This is a genomic window from Rathayibacter sp. PhB127 (assembly GCF_003751665.1).
GTDB lineage: Bacteria > Actinomycetota > Actinomycetes > Actinomycetales > Microbacteriaceae > Rathayibacter > Rathayibacter festucae.
In genome coordinates this window covers 361659-374754 of the sequence record NZ_RKHW01000004.1, presented here as the reverse complement: position 1 = coordinate 374754, position 13096 = coordinate 361659, and the positions used below count along the sequence as shown (strand labels likewise).

Here is a 13096-nt window from a genome sequence, read left to right as displayed (position 1 = left end):
GTCGTCAGACGTCCGGATCGCCACGGAGGAAGGACTCGACGGCCTCGATGACCTCGCTGCCTCGGTCTTCACGGATCGCGGTGATGGGCGTGTCCTCGTGGAGCACGGGGTTCCCGCCGAGGAACCACTGACGCGCGACGTGCTCCGACTCCGACCCCGACAGCGCGACCCAGACGCGATGGCCGAGCTGCAGCCGGCGCGTGAAGTCCGCGGACGGGCGCGGGCCGTCGGGTTTGGCCCATTTGCTCGGCAGCTTCCGGTCCTTCGAGCCCGTCATCGCCGCGACGAGGGTCGGCCCCAGACCCTGGACGAGCACGGCAGCGACCTCGTGGACGTCCATCCGCGCGGTTCTCGCGTGCTGACCTGTCGTCACTGCAGTGGGCATGGCACCCTCCTCGGGAGCATCGTTACCCCTACTTTACCCCCGGGTTCTCCGACGGCGGCGGTGTGACGAGGCCCTCCCGCCGTCGCCGCGCACCTACCCCTTCGCCTGGAAGTACACGTCCACGAAGTAGTTCGTGGAGTTGTAGGACGACGACGGCATGACTCCGCCGGATCCGTAGCGGTAGACGCCGTTGTCGCCGGAGGCCGACGTCAGCGTGCCGTTCGTGACCGGCGAGGCGAGCCCCGCTCCCGTGGCGGCGTAGTAGCCCGCCGGCGCGAGGTACGACACCGTGTAGCGGGCGCCCGGCACGAGCTCGACCGGTGTCGCGAAGGCGGCGCTCTGCCAGCCGGTCGCGGTCTCGCCGGTGAAGGTCACCTGCGCGATCCGCGTGCCGGAGGCGTCCCACAGCGAGCCGACGTGAGTGCCCGTGTTGCGGGAGCCCTTGTAGAAGGCGATGCCGGTGGCGCTGCCCGCGGTCGACGCGGTGAAGGCCATCCCGACCTCGACCGAGGACGAGTCCTCGGCGGAGGCGGTCGCGGGGGTCGCATCCGCGAACAGGCGCGTGCCCGACGGGGTGACCGGCGTCGGCGTCGGAGTGGTCGTGGGCGCCGCCGACGGCGTGAACGAGACGTCGACCAGGTAGTTCGTGGTCGAGCGCTGCCCCGCGAAGCCGCCGGAGTAGGTGTATGCGCCGGAGTCCCTCGCGGTGACGAGCGGGCCGCGCGTGGATCCGGAGCCGAAGCCGTTGATCGTGGCGGAGTAGTTGCCGGTGGTCGTCGTGTAGGCGGCGACATAGTCGGTGCCGCCGGTCACGGCCACCGGGGTGGCGAACGTCACCTGCTGCCAGCCGGCCGTGCTCTCGGCGGTGAAGGTCGCCCGGCCGATCTCGGTGCCGGTGTCGGCGTTCGAGAGCGTGCCGACGTGCGTGCCGGTGTTGCCGGGGCCCTTGTAGAAGCGGAGCGACGTGATCGTGCCGTCCACCAGCGGGGCGAAGCGCGTGCCCAGGGTGACGGGCGTGCCCTCGGCGACCTGCGCGATGCCCGGGGTCGTCGAGTCGTCGAAGAGCCGGCAGGGGCAGGCGCCCGCGACGGTATCCGGCGCCTGGGTGGTGAAGGTCCAGCTGCCGCCCGCGGTGACGGTGCCGCCGCCGGTCGCGGTGCCGGCGAGCGTCGCGGTGTACCCGGTCGACGCGGCGAGCGGGGCGGTGGGCGTGAAGGTGGCGGTGCGGGTGGTGGCGTTGTACGCGGTGCTGCCCGCGACGCTCGCGCCGGCGGCGGTCTTCAGGGTCATCGCGACCGTGCTCGCCGTCACCGCCTTCGAGAAGACGGCCGAGACCTTCGTCGACGGCGCGACGCTCGAGGAGCCGGCCAGCGGGGTCTGCGACCCGACGCTCAGCGGTGTGGCGTCGACCGTGCTGTAGACGGCGTCGACGTAGTAGTTGTTCGCGCGGTAGCTGTCGGTCGGGAAGCCGCCGGTGGTGCTGTAGACGCCGGCGGGCGTCGCTCCGAAGCCGCCGGCGACCGTCAGCGGGGCGGCGGCGGAGCCGGTGCTCGACCAGAACCAGTCCGCGGCCGAGTAGTGGCCGGTCGTGGTCGTGTAGGAGACGACGTAGGTGGTCCCGGCGGTGACGGCGACGGGCGCGCCGAACGTGGCGGTCTGCCAGCCGCTCGCCGTCTCGTTCGCGAAGGCGACGGTGGCCAGCTGCCGGCCGTCGACACTCCAGAGGGCGCCGGTGTGCGAGCCGGTGTTCGCCGCGCTCTTGTAGAAGCGCACGCCCTGGATGAAGCCGTCGGCGCTGGGGGTGAAGCGCAGGCCCAGGGTGGCCGGATCGACGTCGCCGGAGTCGGCGGTCTTCGGCACCTCGGCGCCGAAGACGGTGGCCGTGCCGGTGATGGTGACGGCGCGGCTTGTGACGGCGCCGATGTTGGCGCTGTCGTCGACGGCGCGCACCCGGATCGAGCCGGTGCCGGTGCCGTGCTGGACGTAGCTGTAGGTCCAGGACGTCGTGCCGGTCGCCGGGTGCCAGGTGGCGCCGTCGGTCGAGACTTCGACGCCGGCGACCTTGCCCGCGGCGTCGGAGGCGGTGCCCGAGACCGTCACCGCGGCGCCGTTGGCCTTGCTGGTGGCGCCCGAGGGGTTCGTGACCGAGACGGTCGGGCCTGCGGTGTCGGTGCTCTTCGTCGCGGCGATCAGGCCGCTCATCAGCGTGGTGGGCTGCACGCCCATGTCGGCGAAGAGGTTCACCTGCGCCTGCTGCATCCGGACGTCCGCGGCTGCTCCGTCGCCGTCGTGCTGCTGGTCGAGGCCCCAGGTCCACTGCACGGAGCCGGCCGAGAACACCAGCGCGCCGCTCGCCGCCTTGTACAGGGTGAGGTTGTGCCGGGTGGTGCCCGCCGCGACGGTGGTGCCGAAGTCCTGCAGGTACTCGGGGACGGCGCCGGTCGTCGTCGAGAGGCGGATCAGGCCGGGCGGCCGGGCGCCGTTGTCGACGTCCTCGTTGGACTCGTAGCCGATGGTGTGCGGGGCCAGCGCGGCGCTGCTCCCGGTGGCGAGCCCCGTGAGCGAGGTGTTGCGCCAGAGTCGCAGCTTCCCCTCCGCGGCGCTGACGGTCACCGGCAGATCGGAGTAGTTCACCATGTAGAGCGTGCCGGCGAGGCTGTTCTCGGGCCGGCCGCCGCCGTTCGCCACCGAGGCGAAGCGCGGGTCGCGCCAGGTGCCGGTGGACTCGGGCGACGGGTCGGTCTTGGCGTTCGCCCAGGTCTCCTTGTAGGTGACGACGGTGCGGTAGTCCTTGCCGCCCGCGGTCGGCGAGGGCTCGTAGCGGGTGCGCCAGTAGTTCTCGTTGCCGGAGAGGAACTGCAGGTTCACGCCGGCGTCGCGAGCGGCGGTGACGTTCGCGCGCTGGGCGCCGGACCAGTACTCGTCGTGGCCGACGGAGAGGAAGGTGCGGTGCTGCTTGAGCGCCGAGCCGAAGCGGTCGGTGTCGACGCCGCTGAAGTAGCTGACGTCGTAGCCGTTGCGCTCGAGGAAGCGGACGAGCGGGAACTCGTTGGCGAAGTAGAAGTCGCGGCCCTGGTTGTCGCCGCGGGTGGTGACGGGGCGGTTGTAGCTGAGCTTGTAGGCGCGGCCGTTGGCGCCGCCGCTGTAGAAGTTCGAGCCGCCGTAGGTGTTGTAGGCCTGCCAGGTGGGGTCGGAGGTCTGGAAGAGCACGGCCGAGGTGCTGGCGGTGTCGCGCACGACGAAGGTGATCTGGCTCCGGCCGCCCGTGTCGGCGCGGGTGAGCAGGGCGACGTAGACGCCGGAGACGGCGGTGCTCGGCACGTCCCAGCCCGCGGAGACGGCCCAAGTGCCGCAGTCGTAGAGCTCGGTGGTGACGTCGGAGAGGCACTCCGGCTGAGTCTGCGGGAGGGCCGCGCTCGGGGTCACCGAGGTGATCAGACGCGCGCCCTTCCCGGCGTACCAGCCGGTGCGGTAGACGTCGATGGAGTACGCCGCGGCGTCGGTGTCGATCTTGAAGTCGATCCGCTGCCCGACGTTGACGCTGATGTCGGTGGAGTAGCCCTGGATGGACGGGTCGCCGGCTCCGGTGATGTCCCAGACCGAGGGGTCGGTGCCGGGCTTGGCGTTCTCGCAGACGATGGCGTTCTGCCCCGGCGCGCACGCGGTGTCGGCGCTCGCGGTCGGGACGACGAGGCCGACGACGACGAGGGCTGCGGCGGCGGCGATCGCGAGGAGCGAGGCACGGAGGCGGCCGCGGCGGGTCGGCGGGATGAGCCGCGGCGTCAGCGAGTTGCGCGGCGTCAGGGGGGTGCGCGGAGCGGGGGCGGGGTCCATCGGGGACGCCTTTCGGGGGTCGTTCCCGCGTCGGGTACGCGGGAGCCGGCGACGGGGCACGTCCGGGGACGGGCCGAGCCCGGGTCCGCGAGGGTCCTGCAGCTCCCCCGCCAGGATCGGGGAAGAGGGGGACGCCGGGCGGGTGGACCGGGAATGCCGAGCAGGACGACGGTACCGGAAGCAGAACGCGCCAGGGGGTCGATTGGGCAACGATTCGTGGTAATGCGCTGTGCGGCGCCGGACTTCCGATGCCGACGTGACCGGGGCGGGGACGTCCCGGGCCGCTCGTCACCGATCCGACGCCGGATCGTTACCGAGAGAGCGCTCTCTCGCGACGTACTCTGGTCGGACGCAGCTGGGGGGCTACTCCCCCTCGTCGCTCCATCACTCAACGAGGAGGAACCATGCGGTCATCCCTGCACCGTCGTCTCACCCTTCCGGTCGCCGTTCTCGCGGCTGCCGGGATCGCCCTCGCGGGCTGCTCCAGCAGCAGCGACCCCAATGACCCGAACGCCGGCGGTGGCGCGAGCTCCGGCGGCGCCGCGGGCGACGGCTCCGTCACCGTCTACGGCACCATCAACGGCGACGAGGCGACCCTGCTCGAGCAGTCCTGGGCGGACTGGGAGAAGGAGTCCGGCATCGACATCAAGTACACCGGCGACAAGGGCTTCGAGCAGCAGATCGGCATCAAGGTGCAGGGCGGCGACGTCCCGGACCTCGCGATCTTCCCGCAGCCGGGACTCCTCGCCGACACCGTCGCCTCGGGCAAGGTGAAGGAGCTGCCCGAGGGCGCCCTCGCCAACGTGAAGCAGAACTGGTCCGAGGACTGGCAGAAGTACGGCCAGGTCGACGGCACCCAGTACGGCGCGCCGCTGATGGCGAGCGTGAAGGGCTACGTCTGGTACTCGCCGGCGAAGTTCAAGGAGTGGGGCGTCTCGGTCCCGACGACGTGGGACGAGATGGAGGCGCTGGGGAAGACCATCGCCGAGAAGTCGGGCGGGCCGTCCTGGTGCGCGGGCTTCGCCTCCGACGCCGCGTCGGGCTGGCCGGGCACGGACTGGATCGAGGACGCCGTGCTCCGCGAGTCCGGTCCGGACGTCTACGACTCGTGGGTCGCGGGCGACACCCCGTTCACCGATCCGCAGATCAAGTCCGCCTTCGACAAGGTCGGCTCGATCCTCCTCGACCCGACGCTCGTCAACGCGGGCTACGGCGACGTGTCGTCCATCAACTCGACGGCCTTCGGCGACGTCGCGCAGAACATCGCGAACGGCTCCTGCCCGCTGACCCACCAGGCGTCCTTCTTCGAGGGCTTCCTCACCGGAGCGGACGCGACAGTGGCGGAGGACGGCGACGTGTGGGCGTTCCTCACCCCGCCGATCTCCGCGGACGACGACCAGGCCGTCACCGGCGGCGGCGAGTTCGTCGCCGCGTTCGCGGACGACGCGGACACCGCGAAGGTGCAGGAGTACCTGGCCAGCGCCGACTGGGCGAACAGCCGCGTGAAGCTCGGCGGCGTCATCTCGGCCAACACCGGCCTCGACCCGGCGAACGCGAGCAGCGACCTGCTGCGCAGCTCCATCTCGATCCTGCAGGACCCGGGCACCACGTTCCGCTTCGACGCCTCCGACCTGATGCCCAAGGCCGTCGGCTCCGACAGCTTCTTCAAGGGCATGGTCGACTGGATCGACGGCTCGAGCACCGACCAGGTCCTCGACACCATCCAGGCGGGTTACACCTCGTAGCGCGCGGCGTTACATGCTGATCGAGTAGCCCGCGCAGCGGGCGTATCGAGATCCACCGTCCCAGCAGGGTGGGTCTCGATACGCCGCCTGCGGCGGCTACTCGACCAGCATGGAACGGCACAGATCGGGCTACCCGCCCAGCTCACGCTGATCGAGCAGCCCGCGCAGAACATGCTGATCGAGTAGCCCGCGCAGCGGGCGTATCGAGATCCACCGTCGCCAGCAGGGCGGGTCTCGATACGCCGCCTGCGGCGGCTACTCGACCAGCATGGACAGCGACACAGCCCGCGCAGCGGCCCTCCGCTTGCTGGTCGCGCAGCGGGGCCTCAGCAGGTCGCCGCCGGGTACGGGGCGGTCGTCGTGGTCGTCGCGGGGGTGCCGCCGACCGTGGCGGTGCTGGTCACCGTCGCCGTTCCGGCCGGCATGCTCGTCGCGCGGACGGTGAAGGCGGCGCTGGCGGACTTGCCCGGCGCGACCTTCGGGAACGACTTCGTGCCGTGGCTGGTCTCGACCTTCAGGTCGGCCGGGACCGTCGCGTCGTTGCGGGCGCTGACGGTCAGGACGATCTTGCCGGCGACGCAGCGGCTCGACGCGGTGACGGTCGTCGGCAGCGCCGGCGCGAGCGACACCGTGGTGGGCGTGCCGACGGCGACGGGCGCGATGGTGACCTTGTCGATGTTCGGGGCGTACGCCGTGGCGTTTCCGAGGACGATCGGCGCGGTCCCGGTGGTCAGGGTCAGGGGAATGGTGCGCTCCCAGAAGCTGTCCCACGAGATCGTGTAGCGGAAGTAGGCGCTGCCGACGGTGCCGGCGACCCCCTTCTCCGTCACGTCGATCCGGCGGTCGACGACCTGCGGGTTGTAGTCGTGGCGGCCGCTGAGCTCGGCGTTGGAGTAGGTCACCGAGAGGTCGTAGGCGCCGGCGGTGTCGAAGCCCGCGGCCCGCGCGATCTCGAGGGTGTTGGCCGCGCCGTTGCCGACGAAGCCCACGTACTGCCCGCCCGACACGTTGGAGCCGGTGCTCGCGGCGAGCGAGGCGTTCGCCGCCGCACCTGTCTTCGTCGCGTTTTCGGCCTCGATCGTCGTCGCGGCGGAGTCGGAGTCGGCGGCGCGGGTCGTCGTCACGGTGCTGAGCAGCACGCCGGCGGCGGAGCGCAGCTCGATCTCGTTGATGCCCTCGACGAGGTGCAGTCGGGTGGTCGAGGACCAGAGTCCGGCCGATCCGGAGCTGACGGTGCTGACCGTGCGGCCGTTGACGGACACGTCGATGCTCGACGCTCCGCTCGTGCGGTAGTCGAGCGCGACGTCGTAGTAGCCGGTCTTCCACGCGTTCGCGTAGACGTCGGCGCGCTGCTGGCCGGCGATGCTCGCGAAGCCGCGCGCACCCGCCGCGTCGTAGACGACCTTCGCTCCTCCCGCGTAGCGCAGGGTCGAGGCCGGGTACACGGTCCTCTCGCCGGCGGTGACGTCGGTGAGGAGGAATTTGTCGAGCGTGATGTCGGCGTTCGGGAGGACGGTCGTGCCGTTCTCGCTGGCGCGCAGCGAGAGGGTGTGCTCGCCGGCGGTCAGCTCGACGGTCACCTCGGCGCTGCCACGGTACTGCCACTTCTGCGTGTTCGTCAGAGCGAGGTCGGCGGTGTACTGCACGAGCCGGTTCTTCGCGCCGTCGACGAAGAGGGCGTGGCGCCCGGGGACGCCGGGCGTCGATCCGATCACCTGGAAGCGGTAGCTGCCGGTGCGCGGGACGGTGACGGTCCAGTCGGCCTTCGAGGAGGCGTTGTTGAACGATCCGACGTCGCGCCCGCCGGAGGCGAGGAACTTCCAGCCGCCGCCGTCGGTGGGGTTCTGCGTGTAGGCCTGGGCGCCGGTGAGCGCCGTGTTCTCGGCCTCGATGCTGGTCTGCCAGCTCGCGGTGGTGCTGACGGCGCGGTCCTGGGCGGGAGTGATGACCACCTGGTAGGCCGCGTAGCGGTCGTAGCTCGGGATCGCCAGGTCGAGCGAGCCGGCGGCGAGGGCCGCTCCGTCGACGGCGGCGATCACGCGCGGCGTGCCGTGCACGCCCTGGGCGCCGGAGAGGGTCGCCTCGCGGACCTCGACGTCCACGGTCGAGCCGAAGACGGCCGGGTCGAGCCCGTGGAGGTCGAGGGCGACGTTCTGCGAGCCCGAGCCGCCGTAGAGGACGGTCGCGCGCTTGTTCACCGCGTCGACCGCGCCGATGCCCTGCAGGGTGTCGGCGGTGTTCAGCTTCGGGGGCGTGACCGCGACGGTCTTCGAGCCGTCGAGGTCGCCGTACCACTTGAACATCCACCAGCCGGCGTTCGCCGCGTTGGGGCGGGCGCTGTTGTCGGAGAGGTTGCCGGCGTAGTTCCAGTAGGCGACCTGCGCGTCGACCTTCTCGTCCTCGAACATCGCGAGCCACTGGATCAGCTGGCCGGGCGTGCCCATGTCGCGCAGCATCCCGTACTCGGTGATGTTGATCGGGATATCGGCGATCCCGCGGGCGTCCTCGAGGGCGCGGTAGTCCTCCAGGTGCGAGCGGAAGGTGGCGAGATTGTCGATGCCGAGCTCGTGCCAGATCATCACCTGCGGGAGGGTGCCGGTGGACTTCGCGTAGTCGAGGAAGTCCGCGGTGCGATCGGCGTGATAGGAGGCGTCGCCGGGTCCGCCGACGCGCGCGGTGCCCAGGCCGTGGCGGGCGTAGACCTTCTGGATGACGTCGTAGGAGGCCTTCCAGTCGGCGAGGAACGTGTCCTTCAGCGCGCCCCAGTCGTTGTACCAGTTGCCGCCGTCTGGCTCGTTGAAGGGAATGTGCACGTAGTCCTGCGGGCGATCCGACTTCGTGGCGACCGCCTCGGTGACGAACTCGACGATCTCGAGGTAGTCCCACACTCCGTTCGGAGTGCTCGTGTACGTGCCGGTCGCCTGGTCGTAGGTGCGGGTGTCGCCCGGGCGCTGACCGCCGTTGTAGGCCCAGTCGGGGTAGTAGTCCTGCGTGTAGATGTACATGTCCTCGCCGTGCTTGGCGAAGAAGCCGTCCTCGACCTTGAGGGCGTCGCCGCTCGGGTGCTGGGTGCCGAACGGCGCCTTCTGCGAGGTGTTGGTGATGTGCGCTCCGTCGATGAGCGCCTGCGTGGGCGCTCCTTCGTCGCCGAAGCCGTAGAGGGTGCCGGTGGCACCGCCGCGGAAATCGCCGGTGGACCGCGAGAAGTCCACGGCGAGGGTCTCGGAGCTGCCCGCCGCGCTCGCGGGGGCGGCGACCGCGACGAGGCCGAGTCCGCTGAGGGCGACGCCGATCGCGGCGGCGCAGGCCAGTGCTCTGGAGGCTTTCATCATCGAATGCTCTTCCTGTGGGAGGGGACGGCGAGGCGCCGCTGCCAGCACGATAGCGATTTCAGACCCTGCGAGCCAGAGAATCCTGAAATCGGTATCGCATCTCCGTCGTCCTCGGCGATAACGGTTTCATCTCGCCCTTGCGCTCAACTGAAATCGGTATCAGTATCAGTCGAGCTTCCACCGGGAGCGAGCCCTTCCCACTCCACGACGACGAGGAGCCCCTGTGCCGAACGACCTGACCTGGGGAGACCCCGAGGCCCTCCAGCTGACGTTCGCCTGCGACGCCGATGCTCCGTTCCGGCTGGTGGCGCTGACGGCCCGCGGTGTCGCGCTCCGGGCGACGCACGCCGCTCCGTTCTTCGAGATCACCACCGTCGCCGCCGGTCACGCCCCGGCGAGCAGCCGGCTGACCCACTCGCAACTCGGCGCCGCACTGCGCTACGTCTCGCACCGCGAGAGCGTCGTCGACGGCCTCGACGTGCTGGAGGTCACGGCCGAGGCGCCGGGACTGGTCGCGACCGCCGTGCTCCGGAGGGTGCCCGGCGTCGCCGCCGTCACCTCCGAGGTCGTCGTCAGCGCGGTCGAGCGCCAGGTGCTGCGGTCCGTCGCCTCCTGGAGCTGCGACCCGGGCGCCACCGCCGGCACCGACCCCCGCACCGGCACCGACACCGGCACCGAGGCGGCCACCGGCAAGGAGTCCTTCGCCCGCTGGTCGCTGCTGCGCGGCCGGAACGACTGGCTCGGCGAGGGCCGCTGGAGCAGCACGCCGCTGCGCGAGGCCGGCCTGGTCACCCTCCGCGAGGACATCACCGAGCACGACCCGCGCGGCGCGGTCGGCGCGGTCTCGACCGGCAGCTGGTCCACCGGAGAGCAGCTCCCGGTCGCCGGCCTCCACGCCCCCGACGCCGCCCTCCTCTGGCAGATCGAGCACAACGGCGCCTGGCGCTGGGAGGTCGGCGAGGACATCGACGGCGGCTCGATCGCCCTCTCCGGCCCGACCGACCTCGACCACGGCTGGCTCTGCGTGCTCGAGCCCGGCGAGGAGTTCCGCTCCGTCCCCGTCACGGTCGCCGTCGGCTCCGACGCGACGGCCGCCGCGGACGCGCTCACCCTCAGCCGCCGGGCCCGGCGCCGCGCGCACCCGGACAACGCGGCGATGCCCGTCGTCTTCAACGACTACATGAACACCCTCGACGGCGACCCGACCACCGCGAAGCTGCTGCCGCTGATCGACGCCGCGGCCGCCGCAGGCGCCGAGATCTTCTGCATCGACGCCGGCTGGTACGACGACAGCGGGGTCGCCGGCGGCTGGTGGAGCAGCGTCGGCGCCTGGCAGCCGTCCACCGTCCGCTTCCCGGACGGCCTCTGCGAGGTGATCGAGCGGATCCGCGCCCGCGGCCTGGTCCCCGGGCTGTGGCTCGAGCCCGAGGTCATCGGCGTGGACAGCCCCCTGGCCGGCGAGCTGCCGGACGACGCGTTCCTGCAGCGGGCCGGCGCGCGGATCGAGGAGCACGAGCGGTTCCACCTCGACCTGCGCCACCCCGCGGCGCGCGCGCACCTCGACGCGACCGTCGACCGCCTGATCGCCGACTTCGGCATCGGCTTCTTCAAGCTCGACTACAACATCGACGCCGGCCCCGGCACCGACCGCGACGCCGACTCGATCGGCGCGGGCCTGCTCGGCCACAACCGCGCCTACCTCGCCTGGCTCGACGGTGTGCTCGACCGGCACCCGACCCTGGTGATCGAGAGCTGCTCCTCGGGCGCGATGCGGCAGGACTGGGCCGTGATGTCGCGGCTGCAGATGCAGTCGACCTCCGACCAGCAGGACTTCCGCCGCTACCCGCCGATCGCGGCCGCCGCGCCGATGATGCTCCTCCCGGAGCAGGCCGCCAGCTGGGCGTACCCGCAGGCCGACATGGACGACGAGGAGATCGCGTTCTGCCTGGTCACCGGGCTCCTCGGCCGGTTCTACCTCTCGGGCTACCTCAACCGGATGTCCGACCCGCAGCTCGCGCTGGTGCACGAGGCCGTCGCCGCGGCGAAGCGGCTCCGCGCTCCGATCGCGGCGTCCCTCCCGCGGTGGCCGCTCGGGCTGCCGGGCTGGACGGACGACGCGGTCGCCCTGGCGCTGCGGACCGAGGACGAGCACCTGGTCTCGGTCTGGCGCCGCAGCGGCAGCGACGACGTCGTGCTGCACGTCCCGGAGCTGCGCGGGCAGGACGTCGACGTCTCGGTCGTGTTCCCGGTCGCGCTGACGGCCTGGCCCGTCGAGTGGGAGCCCGGCACCGCCCGCCTCACCGTCCGGCCCACCGGCTCCGGTCCCTCCGCCCGCACCTTCCGCCTGTCCCTCCGCACCACCTGACCCCCTGCCGGATCCACCCGTCCCGGCACACCCTCTCCACTCACAGAAAGCTCGAGTATTTCGATGAAGAAGTCACTCCTCAGCGCGGCCGTCCTCACCGCGGCCTCCGCCCTGCTCCTCGCCGGCTGCAGCGACCCCGGGGCCGGCGGCGGCACCGCGGGCGGCGACGCCGCACCCGCCTCCTGGCCCGCCCAGGACGCCGACCTGTCCGGCACCGACCTCACCATCTGGGCCGCGCAGAACTCCAACACCGTCCCCGAGTCGGTCATCGAGGGCTTCGAGGAGCTCACCGGCGCCAGCGTCGACGTCGAGACCATCCCGGACCCCTACGAGCAGGGCGTGCAGACCAAGGTCGCCACCGGCGACAAGCCCGACCTCGCCTTCTGGCAGCCCACCGCCTCGCAGCTCACCGCGCTGAACGCCTCGACCAACCTGCAGAGCCTCGACGGAGCGCCCTGGCTCGAGGACGTCGACCCCTCGCTGAAGGACATCACCGGCCTGCTCGACGACACCCGCTACGCCGCGCTGGTCACCACCCCCGCGGTCGAGGGCGTCTACTACAACAAGAAGGTCTTCGAGGCGAACGGCATCACGGAGACGCCGACCGACTGGGACTCGTTCGTCGAGCTCGGCCGGCAGCTGAAGGACAAGGGCGTCACCCCGTTCTTCGAGATGGGCGCCGACCGCTGGGCCACCCAGTGGTGGGTGCAGGTGCAGCTCGCCGACGCCGCGAAGGACGGCCTCTGGGACCGCGTGAACTCGGGCGAGGAGAAGTTCACCGACCCGACCATCCAGGGCACGATCGACACCTACAAGGGCCTGATCGACGAGGGCCTGTTCAACGAGGACATCAAGACCGCGACCTTCGAGGACCAGGGCGCGGCCCTCCTCGCCGGCGACGCCGCGATGGTCGTCCAGGTCAACTCGTTCTTCGGCCAGCTGCAGTCGCTGTCCGACACCGCGACGCTGAACGACACGATCGGCTTCTTCCCGATCTCGCCCACGGGCAACGTCGGCACCTTCATCCCGGACCAGTCCAACGCGCTCGTCGCCTTCGCGACCGGGGACGAGAAGAAGGAGGCGGCCTCGCGCCAGTTCCTCTCCTACTGGCTCGGCGACGGCTACTCGGACTTCGTCACCGCGCAGGACACCATCTCGCTCCAGCCCTCGGTCACCACGCCCGACACCGTGCCCACCGCCCTCGTCTCGGTCAGCGACTCCGTCGGCGACTCGGTCGGCTCGATGCAGGCGCAGGCCATCGCGAACCCCGACCTGTACATCTACCTCGCCGACATGATCCAGGGCACCAAGACCCCGGAGCAGGTCGCGCAGGCGACGCAGGACCAGTTCGCGCAGCTCGCGAAGGCGCAGGGCGCCACCGGCTTCTAGCCGCTCGACACCGGGGCCCGGCCACGACGGCGGGCCCCGGACCCTC

The 13096-nt window shown here is 71.4% G+C and carries 6 protein-coding genes; 3 read left to right on the top strand and 3 right to left on the bottom strand.

Annotated elements, in window-relative coordinates; genetic code table 11:
• Positions 1 to 4: 4 nt before the first annotated feature.
• Positions 5 to 385 carry a hypothetical protein gene (locus EDF22_RS18135; RefSeq protein WP_123706209.1) on the bottom strand — a complete coding sequence of 127 codons (381 nt, stop codon included), beginning with the start codon at positions 383 to 385 and terminating at the stop codon, positions 5 to 7.
• 93 nt (positions 386 to 478) lie between these two features.
• Entirely contained in the window at positions 479 to 4219 is a 3741-nt protein-coding gene (locus EDF22_RS18130; RefSeq protein ID WP_123706208.1) for a DUF4082 domain-containing protein, read from the bottom strand.
• Positions 4220 to 4623: 404 nt separating this feature from the next.
• Here EDF22_RS18130 and EDF22_RS18125 point away from each other — a divergent pair, with 404 nt between their 5' ends.
• Entirely contained in the window at positions 4624 to 5964 is a 1341-nt protein-coding gene (locus tag EDF22_RS18125) for an ABC transporter substrate-binding protein (protein WP_123706207.1), read from the top strand.
• Between the two features lie 326 nt (positions 5965 to 6290).
• Here the strand turns inward: EDF22_RS18125 and EDF22_RS18120 are convergent, their stop codons facing one another.
• A complete protein-coding gene (locus tag EDF22_RS18120; RefSeq protein WP_185039100.1) occupies positions 6291 to 9293 on the bottom strand; it encodes a CBM35 domain-containing protein in 3003 nt (1000 codons plus the stop codon).
• Positions 9294 to 9519: 226 nt separating this feature from the next.
• Here EDF22_RS18120 and EDF22_RS18115 point away from each other — a divergent pair, with 226 nt between their 5' ends.
• Positions 9520 to 11661 carry a glycoside hydrolase family 36 protein gene (locus EDF22_RS18115; RefSeq protein WP_123706206.1) on the top strand — a complete coding sequence of 714 codons (2142 nt, stop codon included), beginning with the start codon at positions 9520 to 9522 and terminating at the stop codon, positions 11659 to 11661.
• A 63-nt stretch (positions 11662 to 11724) separates the two neighbouring features.
• On the top strand, positions 11725 to 13050 hold the full coding sequence (locus EDF22_RS18110; protein WP_123706205.1) for an ABC transporter substrate-binding protein: 1326 nt from the start codon (positions 11725 to 11727) through the stop codon (positions 13048 to 13050).
• Positions 13051 to 13096 lie beyond the last annotated feature (46 nt).

Coding starts and splice junctions, on each gene's coding strand:
- EDF22_RS18110 (WP_123706205.1), top strand. CDS start 11,725: ATGAAGAAGTCACTCCTCAGCGCGGCCGTCCTCACCGCGGCCTCCGCC.
- EDF22_RS18135 (WP_123706209.1), bottom strand. CDS start 385: ATGCCCACTGCAGTGACGACAGGTCAGCACGCGAGAACCGCGCGGATG.
- EDF22_RS18125 (WP_123706207.1), top strand. CDS start 4,624: ATGCGGTCATCCCTGCACCGTCGTCTCACCCTTCCGGTCGCCGTTCTC.
- EDF22_RS18130 (WP_123706208.1), bottom strand. CDS start 4,219: ATGGACCCCGCCCCCGCTCCGCGCACCCCCCTGACGCCGCGCAACTCG.
- EDF22_RS18120 (WP_185039100.1), bottom strand. CDS start 9,293: ATGAAAGCCTCCAGAGCACTGGCCTGCGCCGCCGCGATCGGCGTCGCC.